The following is a 16147-nucleotide window of genomic DNA, read 5'->3' as shown; positions in this document are numbered from 1 at the left end:
TCGGTGCCGGTGCGGGTCAGTTCGACCAGCCGCCGTCGATCACATGCGCGTGACCCGTGGTGAACGACGATTCGTCGGACGCGAGATACAGCGCCAGCGCGGCGATCTCCTCGGGCTTGCCGATTCGGCCCATCGGCTGGCGCGCGACAAAGGCGGCTTGCACCGCCTCGATCGTCGCGCCCTGCGCCGCGGCCTGCTCGGCGATCCGCTGTTCGAGCGACGGCGAAGCCACCGTGCCGGGGCAGATCGCGTTACAGCGTACACCACGCGTGATGAAATCCGCCGCGACGGACTTCGTCAAGCCGAGCACGGCCGCTTTCGACGCGCTGTACACGAAGCGGTTCGGCACGCCCTTCACGCTCGACGCCGCCGACGACATATTGATGATCGAGCCGCCGCCCTTTTCCAGCATCGCCGGCAGGAACGCGCGGATCATGCGGTACATCGCCTTCGCATTCAGATCGAAGGCGAAATCCCAGTCTTCGTCCGTGCATTCGAGAATCGTGCCGGCGTGCACGAAGCCCGCGCAGTTGAACAGCACGTCGATCGCGCCGACTTCCGCGGCCAGCGCCTTGATCGCCGCGTCGTCGCGCACGTCGAGCTTGCGCGCTTCGACCGGCTTGCCGGCGAGTCCGTCGATGCGGATATCGGTGGCGATCACGCGCGCGCCTTCGCGCGCGAACAGTTCCGCGGTGGCGAGACCGATGCCTTGTCCCGCTGCGGTAATCAGGGCCGTCTTGCCGGCCAGTCTTTGTGTCATCTACGACTCCAGTTGAATGGGCTTCTTGTGTCTTCGTATGCTCAAAGCCGATAAAACGCGGCGGCGTTGCCGCCGAAAACCGCTTCACGCTCGGCGTCGCTCAAGGACGCGAGCAAGGTATTCGCCACCGAGTGCCACAGCAGATAGTCGCCGTTCAGATCGAGCACGGGCCAGTCGCTGCCCCACATCAAACGCGCCGGACCGAACGCGGCGAGCAGATGCTCGACATATGGTTGCAGCGTTTCCTCGGTCCAGCCGGGCGAGGCTTCGGTGGCGAGGCCCGACAGCTTGCAATGCACCTGCGGCAGCCTTGCGAGCCGCGTGATCGCGTCGGCCCATGCTTGCCAAGCGGCGCGGCCGTAGCGGATCGGCGGCTTGGCGCCGTGATCGACCACGATGCGCAGCGCCGGAAAGCGCGCCGCGAAGGCTTCGATCGGCTCGACGTGGCGCGCGTAAATCAGCGCGTCGAATGCGAGGTCGTGCGCGATCAGCGCTTCGATCGCCGGCGCGAGGTCGGGATTGGCGATCCACGTGTCGTCCGGCAAGTCCTGCAGCATCGGCCGCACGCCCTTGAACTTCGGCTCATGCGCGAAGGCGTCGATGACGGCCGGCGCGGTCGGCAAGAGCAACGGCACCCAGCCCACCACGCCGGCGATCGACGGTTCGTTGCGCGCCATGTCCAGCAGATAACGCGTCTCGTCGATGGTCGGCGCCGCCTGCACGACCACCGTTCGCTCGATGCCCACCCTTTCGCGCAATGGTTTGAGATCCGTTGGGCCGAACGTCCGGTAAAGAATCTGCAGTTCCGGCGTGAGCCACTCGTAGTCGCCGCGGGCGGGGTCCCAGTAGTGCTGGTGGGCATCGATATGCATCGTCGGATCAATCCTCTGGCGCGGGCGCGCGGTGGTCGAGCAAGCCCTGGTCGCGCAACGCGGACCACAATTCCGCGGGGATCGGCTGCTCGAACGACGCGGCGTTCTCGCGCAATTCGTCGGCACTGCGCGCGCCGGTCAGCACGGTGGCGACCGCCGGATGCGCATACGGAAACTGCAAGGCGGCGGCGGCGAGCGGCACGCCGTGTTCGCGGCACACCGCTTGCAGCCGTGCGACGCGCTCGATCACCTCGCGCGGCGCATCGCCGTAGTTGAATTTCAGATCGCCCTCGACGCCGCGCGCCAGAATGCCCGAGTTGAACGCGCCGCCTAACAGGATGCTGACGCCGCGCTTCTCGCAGGCCGGCAAGAGATCGTCGAGCGTGGTCTGCTCGAGGAGCGTATACCGGCCTGCAAGCAACGCGCAATCGATATCGAACTCGGCCATCGCTTCCAGAATTACCGCGCCTTCATTCACGCCGAGACCGACGGCCTTGATCGCGCCCGCCGAGCGCAGCTCGTCCAATGCGCGGAAGCCGCCGCCTTCGGTCAGTTGCCGCCAGTAATGGGGGTTCTCGTCGCCGTGCGTGGCCCGGCCGATATCGTGCACCAGCAGAATGTCGATATCGACGATGCCGAGGCGCTGCTGGCTGTCCTCGAACGAACGCAGAATGCCGTCGTGCGTGTAGTCGTAGATCGCCTCGAAGGGTAGCGGGTTTTGCCAGCCTTCCTTGCCCTCGTAAGGCGTGGTGCGCGGCACGAAGCGGCGGCCCACCTTGGTGGACAGCACATAGTCGCCGCGCGGATAGCGGCGCAACGCGTCGCCCAGCCGATGCTCGGCCTTGGTGTTGCCGTAATGCGGCGCGGTATCGAAGTAACGCACGCCGGCGTCCCACGCGGCGGCGACGGTCGCGTGCGCTTCCTCGTCGGACAGGTCGCGATAGAGGCCGCCCAGGGGCGCCGTGCCGAGTCCCAATCCTGTCACTTGCAAGGCGGTGCGGGCAACGCCGCGCCGCCGCCCGACCTTCGAACCGATCGCTGCCGTCATTGAAGCTGTCTCCTGTTTCACCGTGTTTTAGCACGCGCGAGCCAAATATGCCCGCCGCGCGTGCGAACCGCCTGCGGAGGGACCGCGGTCCGGCCGCTCAATGCGGCTCGATCGCAACCACGCGATGCGGCGCCGCGGCGCTCGACGGCAGGCACGCCGGCCCGACCGGTTCAAAAGTCTTGTACGTCAGGATGAATTCCTGATGACCAAGCGTTTCCGATTTCGACGCCGCGCCGAGCGACACCGCCACCGTTTGCTCGAACACCTCGCGGCCAACCTCGTCGAGCGTGCCGCGGCCTTCGAGAATACGGCCCGCGTCGACGTCCATGTCGCCGGCGAGGTTGCGGTACGTCGCCGGATTCGCGCACACCTTGATGACCGGCGAAATCGCCGAGCCGACCACCGAGCCGCGTCCGGTCGTGAACAGAATGACATGCGCGCCGCAGGCGATCAGTTCGCCGATCTCCGCGTTGTCGCTGATGTTCGGAAAGCCGAAGCGCGGCTCGCCGTCGGGCACTACGTCGAGCAGATAGAGGCCGCCGGTCGGCGGAATATCGCCGGGTTTGATGATGCCGACAATCGGCGACGCGCCGCTCTTCGCATACGCGCCCAACGACTTTTCTTCCTGGGTGGTGAGGCCGCCGTCCGCATTGCCGACCGCGAAACTGCCGTGCCCGAGAATCGAGTAGTAGCGCGCGGCCTTCGCGACGCACGCAACGATGGCGTCACCAAGGTCGGGCCGTGCCGCGCGCGTTTTCATATGAAACTCGCAGCCCACCAGCTCGCCGGTTTCCTCGAAGAGGCAGGTCGCGCCCGCGTCGATCAGATGATCGAACGCCCGGCCCACCGCCGGGTTCGCCGTGATGCCGCTGGTGCCGTCCGAGCCGCCGCAGATGGTGCCGACCACCAGTTCGGAGAGCGCCATCGGCACTTTTCGTTGCGCGGCGAGTTGCTTGCGCGCGTCACGAATCCAGTCGACGCCGTATTGAATCGTGCTGCGCGTGCCGCCCTTTTCCTGGATCGTCAGCACCTCGACGGGACGGCCGCTCGCGCGCACCACGTCCACGAGGTAATGCTTGTTCATGCTCTCGCAACCGAGCGACACGAACAACACCGCGCCCACGTTCGGATGCGTGGCAAGCCGCTCCAGCATCTTTTCGGCGTAGCTGTTCGGATAGCAGCCGGGAAAGCCGATCAGATGCACCGGCGGTTCGCGCTCGGCCGAAGCGTCGTCGAATGCGTCGAACGGCTCGCGAAACTGCGTGACGATCTCGCGCGCGACGTGGTGCGCGCACTCCACCAGATACGCCACCGCGACCACATTGCGGATGCCCTTGCGGCCGTCCCGGCGCGGATAGCCTTGCAGCATGGGCTGCTGTGCGGCGACAGATGCTACGGAAGTGTCAGTCATGATCGTTCCAGCGCGGCGCAAGGCCGCGTCATTGAGCGCAAGTCAGTGATGTACGAACTCGTGTCCCGCGTCGTGCGTGTAAGTCGGCAGGTAATCGCTTTCGAGGTTGTGCGTATGCAGATGCGCGCCGGGCGCGACCGCTTCGGTCACGTGGCCGATGACCGCGCCGTAGCGCAGCACCTTGTCGTCTTTCGCGAGCTCGCGGCGCGCCACCTTGTGACCGAGCTCGATGGTTTTCGCGAGCGTTACGAGCGCGCCTTCGATCTCCACTTGCGTGCCCGCATCGAGACGCGCCGCCGCGATCAGGCAGTTATCGGCGGGACTGAGCAGGATCAGGCGTGGATCGGTTTGCAATGGGCGGCTGGTCAAGTGAGTTCTCCGTCAGGCATCGTCTTTCGAATTAGTTCTGGCCTTCGCCGCTGGCAAGCCGCGCCACCATCAGCGAGCCGAGGATGATCGCGCCGTAAATCGCCTGAATCCAGAACGACGGCACCTGGGCGAGCGTCAGCAGGTTCTGCACGACGCCGAGCAGCAGCACGCCGGAAAGCGCGCCGAGCATCGAGCCCTTGCCGCCGTCGAGCGAAATACCGCCGATCACCGCCGCCGCGAACACCGTGAAAATCATGCCGTTGCCCTGGTTCGCGTTGATCGCGCCGACATAGCCGGTCACGATCAAACCGCCCACCGCCGCGAGCATGCTGCCGAGCACGAACACGCCCCACGTGATGCGCTCGACGCGAATGCCCGCCGCGCGCGCCGCTTCCGGATTGCCGCCGATCGCGTACAACGCGCGGCCGAGGCGGTGATAGCGCAACATGAACGCCGCGATCGCGAACGCCACCGCCGCGAGCCATACCGACAGAGGCAGGCCGAGCACGATCGTGGTGGCGAGCGAGAAGAACGACGGCGGCATGTCGAACAGCGTGCCGCCCTTGGTCGCGCCCACCAGCATGCCGCGCAGCACGATCAGCATGGCCAGCGTGACGATGAACGCATTCAGCCGCAAACGCACCACCAGAAAGCCGTTGATGAAGCCGATCACGGCGCCGACAGCGAGGATCGCGAGCAGGCCGGCCGCCGCGGGCCATTGCGTGCCGAATCCCGCGGACATTGCCGGCATCACCAGCATCGCGCCGACAGCGGGCGCGATGCCGACGGTCGATTCGAGCGACAAATCGAACTTGCCGGTCAGCACGATCAGCGATTCGGCGAGCACGACCAGCGCGAGAGCCGCCGAGGCGCCCAGCACGCTGATCAGATTCGCCCTGGTCAAAAAACTCGGACTGACGAACGCGCCGATCACGATCAGCAAGGCAAGCGCGGGCAGCAACGCCAGCTCGCGCAAGCGCGCCAATTCGCTGCGGGCGCGCTTGCCGCGCGTCGCTTTCATGGCCGGCTGCGTTTGGCCGGGAGCCGCGGCGAACGCGGGACTGGGCACACTATTCTTCATGGAGACTGACTCCTTCAACGGATGCGATCAGATCGTGGTCCTGCCAACCGGCGGGAAATTCGGCCGCGACACGGCCACGGAACATGACCAGCACACGGTCACAGGTGCGCAGATCGTCGAGTTCGCCGGATACGACCAGCACGGCCTTGCCTTCCTCGCGCACGCGGTCCACGACGGAGAGCAACGCTTCTTTCGATTTCACGTCGACGCCCGCGGTGGGGTCGATCAGCACGAGCACGTTCGGGTCGGTGGCTAGCGCGCGCGCCATCACCACCTTCTGCTGATTGCCGCCCGACAGCCCGGATACGACATGCTCGGGGCCTTGCGCGACGATGCCGAGCGCGTCGATCATCTTCTGGCCGAAGGCGTTCTTCTTCGCGGGCGGCGCGATGCCGAATTTGCCGAGCATGCGCGCGATCGTCATGGACGCGTTTTCCGCCACCGATTGCGTCAGCACCAGGCCTTCGTGATGACGGTCCTTCGGCACGCAGCCGATGCCGCGCGCCAATGCCGCAGGCACGTCGCCGGGCGGCAGGCTTGCGCCGTCCACGCTGATCGTGCCGCGCTTCGCGGCGCGCAAACCGGCAATCGCTTCGGCCACGCTCGTGCGGCCGCTGCTCGTTGCGCCGGTCAGGCCGACCACTTCGCCGCGCTTGACCGTGAACGACACGTCTTCGTAGTCGGAACCGGCCAACTCCTTCACTTCCAGCGCGACGGCCGTATCGGCGGGCAACGCGTCGCGCGCCGCCGCGTCGGCGACCGCGAGGCCGCCGCGTTCGCCGGTCATCGCTTCGATCAACTGCTCACGCGGCAACGCGGAAACCGGCGCGCTGACGATATGCCGCGCGTCGCGCAGCACCGTCACCGCCTGGCAAATCTCATAGACCTCTTGCAGATGGTGCGAGATGAACAGGAAGGTCACGCCTTCGCGCTGCAACTCGCTGATGCGCCGGAACAGGCGCTTGATCTCGTCGCCGTCGAGCTGCGCGGTGGGTTCGTCGAGAATGATGAAGCGCGCGCCGTACGACAGCGCCCGCGCGATTTCCACGAGTTGCCGCGCTTCCACCGTCAGATCGCCGGCGCGCGCGTCCTCGCGCACGTCGATCTTCCAGTGGTCGAGCAGCTTGCGCGCGTCGCGGCGCATCGCTTGCCAGTCGATCACGCCGCCGCGCGACGGCTGCCGGTTGATGAACAGGTTTTCCGCGACGCTCAGATCGCGGATGATCGTCGAATGCTGATAAACGCAGGCGACGCGCTCGCGCCACGCGTCGCGATCCGCGATCGACGGCGCGGCCGCGCCGCTGAAACGCACCTCGCCGGTATCGGGCTTGCGCAGGCCGGTGAGGATCGACACCAGCGTCGATTTGCCGGCCCCGTTGCGCCCGACGAGCGCATGCGACTCGCCGGGCATCACGCGGATGCTCACGTCTTTCAGCGCGGGCGTGGAGCCGAAGCGTTTGGTGACTTCGAACGCTTCGACGACCGGCACGGAGGGCGTCGGCGCGTTCATTTGACCGTGTTGCCCCACAACGCCTTGTCGTCGACATTCGACTTCGTGACGAGCGGCGCGGGCAATTGATCTTCGAGAATGCCCGGCGCCAGCTGGATGATGTTGCTGCCGTGATCGGTCGGGCCCGGCTTGAAGGTTTGTCCGGCCAACGCGGCCTTGATGTAGAAGAGGCCGTATTTCGCATACGAATCGGCCGGCTGCGAAACCGTTGCGTCGATGTCGCCGCGGCGAATCGCGTCGAACTCCTGGGGAATGCCGTCGTTGCTGACGATCACGACGTGCTTCGCGTCGCCGGCGGGAAATAGCATCTGCTTGCGCCGCAGCGTTTGCAGGGTGGGCGACAGATAAACGCCGCCCGCCTGCATGTAGATGCCCTTCACGTCGGGATTGGCGGTAAGCAGACTGTCGAGCGCGGTGGCCGCGACGTCGCCCTTCCAGCTCGCCGGAATTTCCAGCAGCGTCAAGCCGGGATAGCCTTTCACACAGGAGCGGAATGCTTCCGAGCGGTCACGCCCGTTCACCGATGCGAGGTCGCCCATGATCTGCACGACCTTGCCCGACTTCACGTGTTCGCCGATGTACTTGCACGCTTTCTCGCCGTACGCGCGATTGTCCGCGCGCACCACCATCGCGACCTTGCCTTGCGTCGGCGCGACGTCCACGGCGACGACGGGCACATTCCTGGCCGCGGCGGAATCGAGCGCGCGGCTGATCGCCGCCGAATCCAGCGGGCCGACCACGATGCCCTTCGAACCGAGGTTCAACAGGTTGTTCATGTCGGTGATCTGCTGCACGGGATCGCCGTTCGAATTGACGGGCGCGAGGATGTCGAGCCCCATGTCTTTCGCGTACTTGGGCAAATAGGTGTTGTACGACTGCCAGAACGGCGAGGTCAGCAGCGGCAGATCGAGACCGATTTTGCCGGTCTCGGCGGCTTGCGCAGCGCCGGTGAAGCCGAAGCTGGCGACGCAGGCCGCCGCCACGGTGAAGAGCGAACTCCTGAATGAACGACGGGCCGCGAGCGGCCTTTTCACAAACGACATGGTTGTCTCCTGTCCTATATGCGTTGTTGAACTGCGTGATCCGGCCGAGGATGGCCGGCACTGCGTCCTGCGCTTTTATGAAGTATTGGCGTGCGCTCATTCACCAATGAACGTATTATTCATATACGAACTTTCCCAAGTCAAGCGAAGTGCACTGCACCAATCGTCCGTATTTTCCCTGGACAAGCGCTGCATCGCACAAGATTCAGTACGCACCGACCCTCTCGCGCCAGATAATGCGAAAACGACACGAGAACTCGCTCACGATGGACGTAGAAGACAAAGACGACGCCGACCGTTATCGCGCCCCCGCGCTCGATAAGGGTCTCGACATCCTCGAACTGCTCGCCGAGCAGAAAGAGGGGCTCACGCGCGCCGAGATCACCAAGCTGCTCGGACGCAACGCGAGCGAGATGTATCGGATGCTCGAACGGCTGGTCGCGCGGCAGTATGTCGTGCGCTCGGCGGCGGGCGACCGCTATTCGCTCAGCCTGAAGCTGTACGCGCTCGCGCATCGTCATCCGCCGATGAACCGGCTCATCTCCGAAGCGCTGCCGCTGATGCTGCGCTTTGCCGATGCCGCCGAGCAGTCATGTCATCTCGTCGTGTACGACCGCGGCAATCTGCTGGTGATCGCGCAAGTGGATGGACCGGGCACGTGGGGCATGTCGGTGCGGCTCGGTTCGCGGGTCGGCCTGATCGACACCGGCTCGGGCCGTGTGATGCTCGCGTTTCAAAGCATCGAGCAACGCGAACAGATGCTCGCCGAACACACCAAGGTGAAGGGCGAGGTCACGATCGACCGTGAGGCGTTGGAAGAGGCGTGCGAGCGGATTCGCGCGGCGGGTTTTTCGCAGAAGGACAGCCAGCAGATCTTCGGCGTGACCGATCTCACGTTTCCGATCCAGGGACCGTCCGGCCAGGCGATCGCGGCGCTGACCTGCCCGTATCTGCGGCGCATCGACGAATACGTCGCGCCGACGCTCGAAGTCGCGACCGCGCTGCTGCGCGAGACGGTGCAGGCGCTGTCGATGTTTCGGGAGAGTGTCCGTCTGGCGTGATGCTCGCGCACGCGGCATACGCACGGCAGGCCGTTGAACATCGCGTGCAGTCGCGCATGGTTTAGAATGGCGACCCCTCAAAAATCACGCCGCATGGGGTCCCTCATGCGCGCTCATCGATAAGCAATGGCGAAACTTCTGACCGATTCCGAATTCCAGCGTTTTTCCGAACTCCAGCAGAAGCAGTCGAGCTTCACGATCACGCCTGAAGAAGCCGACGAACTGCGCGACATCGTCGCTCATGCGCAAAAGCGCCGCGACGACCGCGCGGCGGCGATGCAAAGCATCGAAACCTTCATTCAGCAATTCGACATCAGCCCGGACGAGCTGTTTTCAGCCGAGCAGATCGGCGACGCCGCGCGCACTTACGGCCTGATTCCGGCGGCCAGGAAAGAGCGCGTGCTGCCGCCGTCGTTCACGTTCAACGGCAAGCCGTACCAGTGGACGACGCGTGCGCTGCCGGACGAGATTCGCGTGCCGCTGTTCGATGCGTTCAAGGCGGGTGAATCGGTGAAGTCGTTCATCGCGACGCCGAAGGACGCAAACCGTTGCGCGGCGACGATCGCGCGCCTGGAACGCGAGACCGGCGCTGTGTATGCGGATGCGTGGCTGGAAGAGTTGTCGGTGACGCGCACGCAGGTTGAGGAAGCGGCGGGGAAGCTCGCCGCGTAAATTCAGGCGTTCACGCGTACCAGTCCGAGATTCGTCGCGGACGGTCGTATCGGCGTCATCGCCGTGTTCCAGAAGCGGCACGGCGCTGAGCATCTCTCAAGAGCGCGCCGCGCCGCCGGTTACCGCTGCGAACCGGGCTCATCCAACGCCATCCTGAAGCCCACCACACCCGGATCCTCCGTCGGCGTCACGGTGAAACCACTGGCTTTCGCCAACGCGATCATCGGCGTGTTCTCCCGCAGCGCCTCGCCCACCAGCCAATGGATGCCACGCACCCTTGCGTAGTTGACGATGCGGTCCATCAGCAATTGTCCAAGGCGCCGGCCTTTCTGGTCCGAGCGCACTGCAACCGCGAACTCCGCGGTTTCGTTATCGGGATCGGCAACCGCGCGCACCACGCCCAACGTCCGCGCGAAACCCTCGTCGGTTTGCACGGTGGCGATGAGCGCCATTTCGCGGTCGTAGTCGATCTGCGTCATGCGCGCGAGTTGCGAATGATCGAAGCTGCCCACCGCGCCGAAAAAACGCAGCCTCAAATCCTCGGGCGTCATCGCCTCGACGAAATCGTGATGCGCGGCCTCGTCTTCCGGGCGGATCGGGCGCACCGTCATGCGCACGCCCTGCCACTCCAACGTCTCCTCGAAGCGGCGCGGGTACGGCACGATGGCGAGACGGCTGCGCGTCGACGCGATGCTGAGCGTCGGGGCAAGCACCGTCACGTGGTCGCGGAATACGCGCAGCGTCAGCGCAAGGCCGACGATTTCCTTGACGTCGCACACCGCCTGCGACAGCGCGGTGAGCGCGGCCAATACCGGCTCGGGCGCAACCAGCCGCGCATAAGGCGAGCGCGTGACGATGTCCCGCGCGAGTGTCGGATTGAGCGGCGGCAAACCGTACACGCGCAGCGGCTCGGACACGCCGTCGGCCGACGGCGCCGTAAAACGGAACACCGGGCCGAAGTTGTCGTCGTCGTGAAGTTCGACGGTGATGTCGACAATGGAATTCGGCGCGGCTGCTGCCGCGCTTTCCGCCGCTTCCACGCGCAGCCCGAAGCGTTCGAGCAACTGCGCCGCCGCCTCGCCGGCGAGTCGATCCGCACCCGCGGCAAGCGCCGCGCGCGCCTGCGCCTGAGCGGCGTCGATCGCCTCGGGAATCCGCGCCGGCAGTCCCTCCGGCGTCTGCATCAGCAACTCGCGGCCCATCCGGTAGTCGACCAGACGGGCGAAGGCGCGCGCGAGCCGCTGTGGCGTCGTATGAACCGGAATGCCCTGCGCATGCAGCGCGTCGCGCGTCGCCGCGTCCACGCCGCCGAAGAAACACGCCAGCAAGCCGCGATACGCAAAGCGCTGATTCGCGATCAACGCCTGCGCGACCTCGCCGACCGGCGCGCCATGTGTCGACGCATGAACGACGAACGCCGTGCCCGCGCCGCGGTGGTCCGCGAGTATCTTCAGCGCGGTGCCGAAATGCTCGGGCCGCGCGTCGTCGCCGAGTCGCAACGGATTGCCTGTCACCGCGTACGGCAGCGCTTCGGCGAATGCCGCGTCGGCGGCGGCGGGCCATGCGGCGAGCGTGTCGCCGGCGGCGGCGAAGGCGTCGCAAGCGAGCGTCGCAAGGCCGCGGTCGCTCGTGATCAGCGTCGCCGTGGCGCCGGCCGCGACGCGGCCCACGCCGAGCGTCTCGATCTCGTCGAGCAGATCGTCGAGCGCGTCGACGCGCACCATGCCCGCGCGACGGAATGCGGCGGTGTAGAGGCCGTCGGCGGGATCGGCGCGGCCCGAGCGCAACGCCAGCACCGGCTTGTTGCGCGCCGCCGCGCGCGCCGCCGACATGAACTTGCGCGCCGCGCGCACCGTATCCAGTTCGAGCAGAATCGCGCGCGTGCCGGGGTCGCTCGCCAGATAGTCGAGCACGTCGCCAGCGTCCACATCGGCCTCGCCGCCGAGCGCCACCGCATGCGAAAAACCGAGCCCGCGCGCGTGCGCCCAGCCGAGCACGGCATTGGTCAGCGCGTTCGATTGCGACACCCACGCGACGCCGCCCGCCTTGACCGTGCACGAAGGCGCGCCGAAATACGCGCGCAGCGCCGGCGACACCACGCCGAGGCTGCCCGGCCCGACGATGCGCAGCAGATTCGGCCGCGCCGCCGAAAGCGCGTGCCGCAGATGCAGCCGGTCGGCATCGCAACGCGCCTCGCCGACGATGATCGCCGCGCGCGTGCCGAGCCCGCCGAGCTTGTGGATGATGCCGGGCCACGTATCGGGCGGCGTGCAGATCAGCGCGACGGTGGGCGCTTGCGGCAGATCGCCGGTGTCGCCGAAAACCGGGTGGCCGCCGAGCGTTTCGTACTTCGGGTTGACCGGCCAGAGCGGGCCGCCAAAGCCGCCTTCCAGCACGCGCGACCACACCATCGCGCCGGTGCTGCCCGGCCGCTCGGACGCGCCGATCACGGCGACGGATTTGGGTCGGAACAAGGCATCGAGATTGCGAACGGTCACGGGCGCTCCGCGAATGGAGAGTGGCGCGCCGGAGGCAGGCGCATGTCTTCGTCAGGATAGGCGAAGTCGGCGGCTTGCGCGGGGGCTTCTCGAACCGCGGCTCATGCGAGATGCCAACGTCGTTGCCCGAAAGCGCTGGCGACAAACTCAGCGCGTAAAAAAACCGCGTCGATCGACGCGGTTCTCTGTTTCACCCGATGCCGTTCGCCGATAAGCGCACGGCCAGCGCGACCTACATCGCCTTCTTGAACGGCGCGCCCGAATGCTCGCGCAATTCGTTGAAGACGATTTTCGGCCACGCCTTCTGCGCGACTTCGATCTCCGACACGTGCGACGCGAGATAAGTCGGTGCATCGGACGCATCGAGCGCGATCCGCGCCGCGTATGAATCGGTGAAACGGCGCAGTTCGGCCGGGTCGTCGGAGGTCACCCAGCGCGACATCCGGTAACGCGCCGGCGCCATGCGCACGTCGACCTTGTATTCCGTCGACAGACGATGCGACACCACCTCGAACTGCAACTGACCCACCGCGCCGAGAATCATCAAGCCGCCCACTTCGGGACGAAACACCTGAATCGCGCCTTCCTCGCCGAGTTGCTTGAGCGCTTCGCCGAGCTGCTTCGCGCGCATCGGGTCGACCACTTCGACGGTCTGAAAAATTTCCGGCGCGAAGAACGGCAAGCCGACGAATTGCAACTGCTCGCCTTCGGTCAGCGTATCGCCGAGACTCAGCGTGCCGTGATTCGGGATACCGATGATGTCGCCCGGATACGCCTCGCTCACCGTCTCGCGGCGCTGCGACAGGAACGTCACCACGTTGTTGGCGCGGAACGTCTTGTTCGAACGCGTCACCTTGACGGCCATGCCGCGCTCGAAACGCCCCGAGCACACGCGGATGAACGCCACGCGGTCGCGGTGCGCCAGATCCATGTTCGCCTGCACCTTGAACACCACGCCGGTGAACTTCGGCTCGTCCGGCATCACCGGACGCTGCACGGTCATGCGCATCGAAGGCGGCGGCGCGAGGTCGACCAGCGCGTCTAGAATTTCCTTCACGCCGAAGTTGTTGATCGCCGAGCCGAACAGCACCGGCGACTGCTGGCCGGCGAGGAACTGCTCGCGATCGAAGTCGGGCGTGGCGCCCGTGATCAGATCGATCTCGTCCTTCGCCTTGATCCAGCTATGCCCGAAGCGGCGTTCGCCTTCCTCGTCGCTCAACGCTTGCAGCGTTTCGACCGCGCCGCCGGCGGTATCCTGGCCGGCGCGGAATACGCGCACCTGGTCGCGCTGAATGTCGTAGACGCCCTGGAATTCCTTGCCCATGCCGATCGGCCAGGTGAAAGGCACGGCGGCCACGCCCAGATGCTGCTCGATTTCGTCGAGCAGTTCGAGCGGCTCGCGCACTTCGCGGTCGAGCTTGTTGATGAAGGTGACGATCGGCGTCTTGCGGCTGCGGCACACTTCCAGCAGTTTCAGCGTCTGCGCTTCCACGCCGTTCGCGCCGTCGATCACCATCACGGCGGCGTCGACCGCCGTGAGCACGCGGTACGTGTCTTCGGAGAAGTCTTCGTGGCCCGGCGTATCGAGCAGGTTGATCACGGCGTCGCCGTACTCGAACTGCATCACCGAACTGGCGACGGAAATGCCGCGCTGCTTTTCGATCTCCATCCAGTCGGACGTCGCGTAGCGGTTGCTCTTGCGGCCCTTCACGGTGCCGGCGATCTGGATCGCGCCCGAGAACAGCAGCAGCTTTTCAGTGAGCGTGGTTTTGCCCGCGTCCGGGTGGGAAATAACCGCGAACGTGCGGCGGCGTTTGAGTTCGGAGACTGACATCGGGCTGGCGGTCACGGATAGGGGTTCGGGCGGTCAACGGCTGCTGGTGCGGCCGCTCTGCCTCGCGTTGCGCGGTGGCGCCGAACTGCGGGAGCCGGGTTGGAGACCCGCGTCACATGGCAACCCGGCTGCGTCGGAACAAGGTCACGAACGAGCGTTCGACAATACGGGAATCACCGGCGCAGAACAGCGCAGGGAACGAATGATACACGTCATGGGGAGAGGCGTTGGGAAATGCTGGCGCGCACGCGACCAGCACGAGCATACCGGTCAACGATACGGTTTGACCTGAGCACAGGGTTCGGCGCGCTCGGGCAAAGGCAAAGGTGAGAGTTTTCGGGACTTGCGGCGGCGCACCTCGAATCGAGGCAAAAGATGAACGCATCGACGGTCCGCTCGCGCACCATCACCATGAAGTCCGGGAGTTGATCGAGCTTCGCGAAATCGCTGCGCACGTCATCGAACTATCGTCGATGCGATTTTTCGCGGAGCCTGGAAACGCCCGCTGGCAAAGGCTCGCGCGGGTTTCACCGGGCTTCGTGCCGTGGTGACGAGCGGCAGCATCCAACGAGTCACCAGCCGCATCGTTCGACAAAACCGGGATCGCGCGAAGCAAAGTAGCCCCGCGTCAGCCGCTCCGAAAAACGCGCGGCTCGCGAGGCGATTTCAAACCAAAGGTGAGCGTTTTCGGGACCCGGCTCGCGGTGCGGAAAAAACCGCTCGCGGCCTCACTTCAGAACAATGGGCGCCCTCAGAACGAAAGCGCCATGCAGTACCGCGCTTCAGGCGTCGATCAGAAAGCGCTCGCGATTCTTGCCGGCGAGCCAGGCCGGCGAGCGGCCGCGGCCGCTCCACGTCTCGCCGGTTTTCGGATTGCGGTACTTGGCGGCCAGAGCCGGTTTGCGCGCCGGCGCACGCTTGACCGTGAAACCCAGTTCCTCGGCCGTGAGGTCGTATTCAGCCACCTTCTGTTTGATCTCGGCAATCGCCTGCGCGATTTCCTTCTCGCGGGCTGCCGCTACCTCCTTGTGGAGCTTTTCGAGCTGGGTAGTCAACTGTTTGTACGAGGCCATGACAGATGCTCCAATCGGTTTGACGAACTGCATGCTGTGCGCACACTAGCAGACGAAAAACGTGCCGGATAGCGAACCGCGCATTGCCGCCGTTCGATACCTTGGCCCGGCCTGACGAACCCAATGCACTCAATCGTCAATTGCATCGTACACGCGGCGTTCGAAATCGACCGCCATTGGAAACGGTTCAACCGCGCGGCGCTGAATCAGCATCAAACCAATTAGCTCTTCCACAGGATCGGCGAACCAGCTCGTGCCGAACGCGCCCGGCCAGCCGAACGAGCCCATCGAACGATAGCCGTGCGGCAACTGCTGCGCAGGGTCGTCGACGATCGACAAGCCGAGCCCGAACCCCTGGCCGGTCCATAGCACATGACCGAAGGCCGGCACGCGGCGCTGCTCGCGCGTGAGAAAGTTCGAGCGCCTCGGCGGTAATGGCGTTCGTCAGCGCCGTCAGCCGAGCCGCTGAAAATCCCGCTCGTCGCATGATTGTCCTGAATCGTTTCCACCGAAACCGTCGTTCGCCCGGACGGTCTGCGCAGCGGCCCGCCGTGGCGAGCGCCTAGCAGGCTGCTGAAATACAGTCCGACAGAAGCAGCCTTTCTGCACTTACGCGGCTCTCGCCACAAGGTTTATCGCATTGTGCAATTTCAACGTGAATTCCACGCTTGTTCGGCAGTTTGAGGCCAATTTCTGGCTTCATTGCCGCGTTTTTCGCTGCTACAGACGGACTTGTGTCAGTGAGCGCATGCGCACGAGGTTGTAGGCAGCCATGTTCAACACGAACATCTGGTCCACTTTCTTCAACCCGCGCACCACCACCTGGCGCATGCGCCCCACGGTCTTGGCCCACCCGAAGCCTTGTTCGATCAACTTGCGCTTTTGCTGCGAAATGGCGTAGCCCACGCTCGAGGC

The 16147-nt window shown here is 65.4% G+C and carries 15 protein-coding genes and 1 pseudogene; 2 read left to right on the top strand and 14 right to left on the bottom strand.

All coding sequences use genetic code 11. The features are described 5' to 3' along the window. Positions 1-16: 16 nt before the first annotated feature. The 8 genes from BUE39_RS24510 to BUE39_RS24475 all read right to left on the bottom strand — a co-directional run bounded on the left by BUE39_RS24510 (position 17) and on the right by BUE39_RS24475 (position 8094). Positions 17-760 (bottom strand): SDR family oxidoreductase, encoded by a 744-nt coding sequence (locus BUE39_RS24510; RefSeq protein WP_073431310.1) that lies wholly within the window; start codon positions 758-760, stop codon positions 17-19. A 41-nt stretch (positions 761-801) separates the two neighbouring features. Then, on the bottom strand, positions 802-1632 hold the full coding sequence (locus BUE39_RS24505; protein WP_073431309.1) for an amidohydrolase family protein: 831 nt from the start codon (positions 1630-1632) through the stop codon (positions 802-804). 7 nt (positions 1633-1639) lie between these two features. Beyond that, positions 1640-2680 carry an aldo/keto reductase gene (locus BUE39_RS24500; RefSeq protein ID WP_073431308.1) on the bottom strand — a complete coding sequence of 347 codons (1041 nt, stop codon included), beginning with the start codon at positions 2678-2680 and terminating at the stop codon, positions 1640-1642. A 97-nt stretch (positions 2681-2777) separates the two neighbouring features. Further along, on the bottom strand, positions 2778-4091 hold the full coding sequence (locus tag BUE39_RS24495; RefSeq protein ID WP_073431307.1) for a UxaA family hydrolase: 1314 nt from the start codon (positions 4089-4091) through the stop codon (positions 2778-2780). 42 nt (positions 4092-4133) lie between these two features. After that, complete coding sequence (locus BUE39_RS24490; protein WP_073431306.1) at positions 4134-4460, bottom strand: UxaA family hydrolase; 327 nt, start codon at positions 4458-4460, stop codon at positions 4134-4136. A 31-nt stretch (positions 4461-4491) separates the two neighbouring features. Beyond that, a complete protein-coding gene (locus BUE39_RS24485) occupies positions 4492-5541 on the bottom strand; it encodes an ABC transporter permease (RefSeq protein WP_073431305.1) in 1050 nt (349 codons plus the stop codon). Next, positions 5531-7051, bottom strand: coding sequence for a sugar ABC transporter ATP-binding protein (locus BUE39_RS24480; RefSeq protein ID WP_073431304.1), 1521 nt, complete (start codon positions 7049-7051; stop codon positions 5531-5533). The genes BUE39_RS24485 and BUE39_RS24480 overlap by 11 nt, the downstream gene beginning before the upstream one ends. After that, the gene (locus tag BUE39_RS24475) at positions 7048-8094 is read right to left on the bottom strand and encodes a sugar ABC transporter substrate-binding protein (protein WP_073431303.1); all 1047 of its coding nucleotides are present in this window, start codon (positions 8092-8094) and stop codon (positions 7048-7050) included. Before BUE39_RS24475 ends, BUE39_RS24480 begins: the two co-directional genes overlap by 4 nt. 266 nt (positions 8095-8360) lie before the next feature. Between BUE39_RS24475 and BUE39_RS24470 the strand changes: the two genes are divergently transcribed. After that, positions 8361-9155, top strand: coding sequence for an IclR family transcriptional regulator (locus tag BUE39_RS24470; protein WP_073431302.1), 795 nt, complete (start codon positions 8361-8363; stop codon positions 9153-9155). A 126-nt stretch (positions 9156-9281) separates the two neighbouring features. After that, entirely contained in the window at positions 9282-9827 is a 546-nt protein-coding gene (locus BUE39_RS24465; protein WP_073431301.1) for a hypothetical protein, read from the top strand. 119 nt (positions 9828-9946) lie between these two features. Here BUE39_RS24465 and BUE39_RS24460 read toward each other — a convergent pair whose 3' ends face one another. The 6 genes and pseudogenes from BUE39_RS24460 to BUE39_RS24440 form a co-directional block, all read right to left on the bottom strand. After that, positions 9947-12325 (bottom strand): GNAT family N-acetyltransferase, encoded by a 2379-nt coding sequence (locus BUE39_RS24460; protein WP_073431300.1) that lies wholly within the window; start codon positions 12323-12325, stop codon positions 9947-9949. Between the two features lie 232 nt (positions 12326-12557). Then, on the bottom strand, positions 12558-14159 hold the full coding sequence (locus tag BUE39_RS24455; protein ID WP_073431299.1) for a peptide chain release factor 3: 1602 nt from the start codon (positions 14157-14159) through the stop codon (positions 12558-12560). Positions 14160-14271: 112 nt separating this feature from the next. Continuing rightward, on the bottom strand, positions 14272-14544 hold the full coding sequence (locus tag BUE39_RS34430) for a hypothetical protein (protein WP_143031931.1): 273 nt from the start codon (positions 14542-14544) through the stop codon (positions 14272-14274). A gap of 397 nt (positions 14545-14941) precedes the next feature. Beyond that, positions 14942-15232 carry an H-NS histone family protein gene (locus BUE39_RS24450; RefSeq protein ID WP_073431298.1) on the bottom strand — a complete coding sequence of 97 codons (291 nt, stop codon included), beginning with the start codon at positions 15230-15232 and terminating at the stop codon, positions 14942-14944. A gap of 129 nt (positions 15233-15361) precedes the next feature. Continuing rightward, positions 15362-15655 (bottom strand): annotated as a pseudogene (locus BUE39_RS24445) (serine hydrolase); the annotation flags it as partial. Between the two features lie 297 nt (positions 15656-15952). Continuing rightward, positions 15953-16147: transposase (locus BUE39_RS24440; RefSeq protein ID WP_200799524.1), on the bottom strand; the 195-nt coding region annotated here is incomplete at its 5' end.

The organism is Paraburkholderia terricola, assembly GCF_900142195.1.
Lineage (GTDB): Bacteria > Pseudomonadota > Gammaproteobacteria > Burkholderiales > Burkholderiaceae > Paraburkholderia > Paraburkholderia terricola.
The sequence above is the reverse complement of the archived record's forward strand: the minus strand, read 5'-3'. Positions and strand labels throughout refer to the sequence as shown.

What these genes read in the sequence shown, in the direction of transcription:
- BUE39_RS24510 (WP_073431310.1), bottom strand. Translation starts at nt 760, where the DNA reads ATGACACAAAGACTGGCCGGCAAGACGGCCCTGATTACCGCAGCGGGA.
- BUE39_RS24505 (WP_073431309.1), bottom strand. Translation starts at nt 1,632, where the DNA reads ATGCATATCGATGCCCACCAGCACTACTGGGACCCCGCCCGCGGCGAC.
- BUE39_RS24500 (WP_073431308.1), bottom strand. Translation starts at nt 2,680, where the DNA reads ATGACGGCAGCGATCGGTTCGAAGGTCGGGCGGCGGCGCGGCGTTGCC.
- BUE39_RS24495 (WP_073431307.1), bottom strand. Translation starts at nt 4,091, where the DNA reads ATGACTGACACTTCCGTAGCATCTGTCGCCGCACAGCAGCCCATGCTG.
- BUE39_RS24485 (WP_073431305.1), bottom strand. Translation starts at nt 5,541, where the DNA reads ATGAAGAATAGTGTGCCCAGTCCCGCGTTCGCCGCGGCTCCCGGCCAA.
- BUE39_RS24480 (WP_073431304.1), bottom strand. Translation starts at nt 7,051, where the DNA reads ATGAACGCGCCGACGCCCTCCGTGCCGGTCGTCGAAGCGTTCGAAGTC.
- BUE39_RS24475 (WP_073431303.1), bottom strand. Translation starts at nt 8,094, where the DNA reads ATGTCGTTTGTGAAAAGGCCGCTCGCGGCCCGTCGTTCATTCAGGAGT.
- BUE39_RS24470 (WP_073431302.1), top strand. Translation starts at nt 8,361, where the DNA reads ATGGACGTAGAAGACAAAGACGACGCCGACCGTTATCGCGCCCCCGCG.
- BUE39_RS24465 (WP_073431301.1), top strand. Translation starts at nt 9,282, where the DNA reads ATGGCGAAACTTCTGACCGATTCCGAATTCCAGCGTTTTTCCGAACTC.
- BUE39_RS24455 (WP_073431299.1), bottom strand. Translation starts at nt 14,159, where the DNA reads ATGTCAGTCTCCGAACTCAAACGCCGCCGCACGTTCGCGGTTATTTCC.
- BUE39_RS34430 (WP_143031931.1), bottom strand. Translation starts at nt 14,544, where the DNA reads ATGCGTTCATCTTTTGCCTCGATTCGAGGTGCGCCGCCGCAAGTCCCG.
- BUE39_RS24450 (WP_073431298.1), bottom strand. Translation starts at nt 15,232, where the DNA reads ATGGCCTCGTACAAACAGTTGACTACCCAGCTCGAAAAGCTCCACAAG.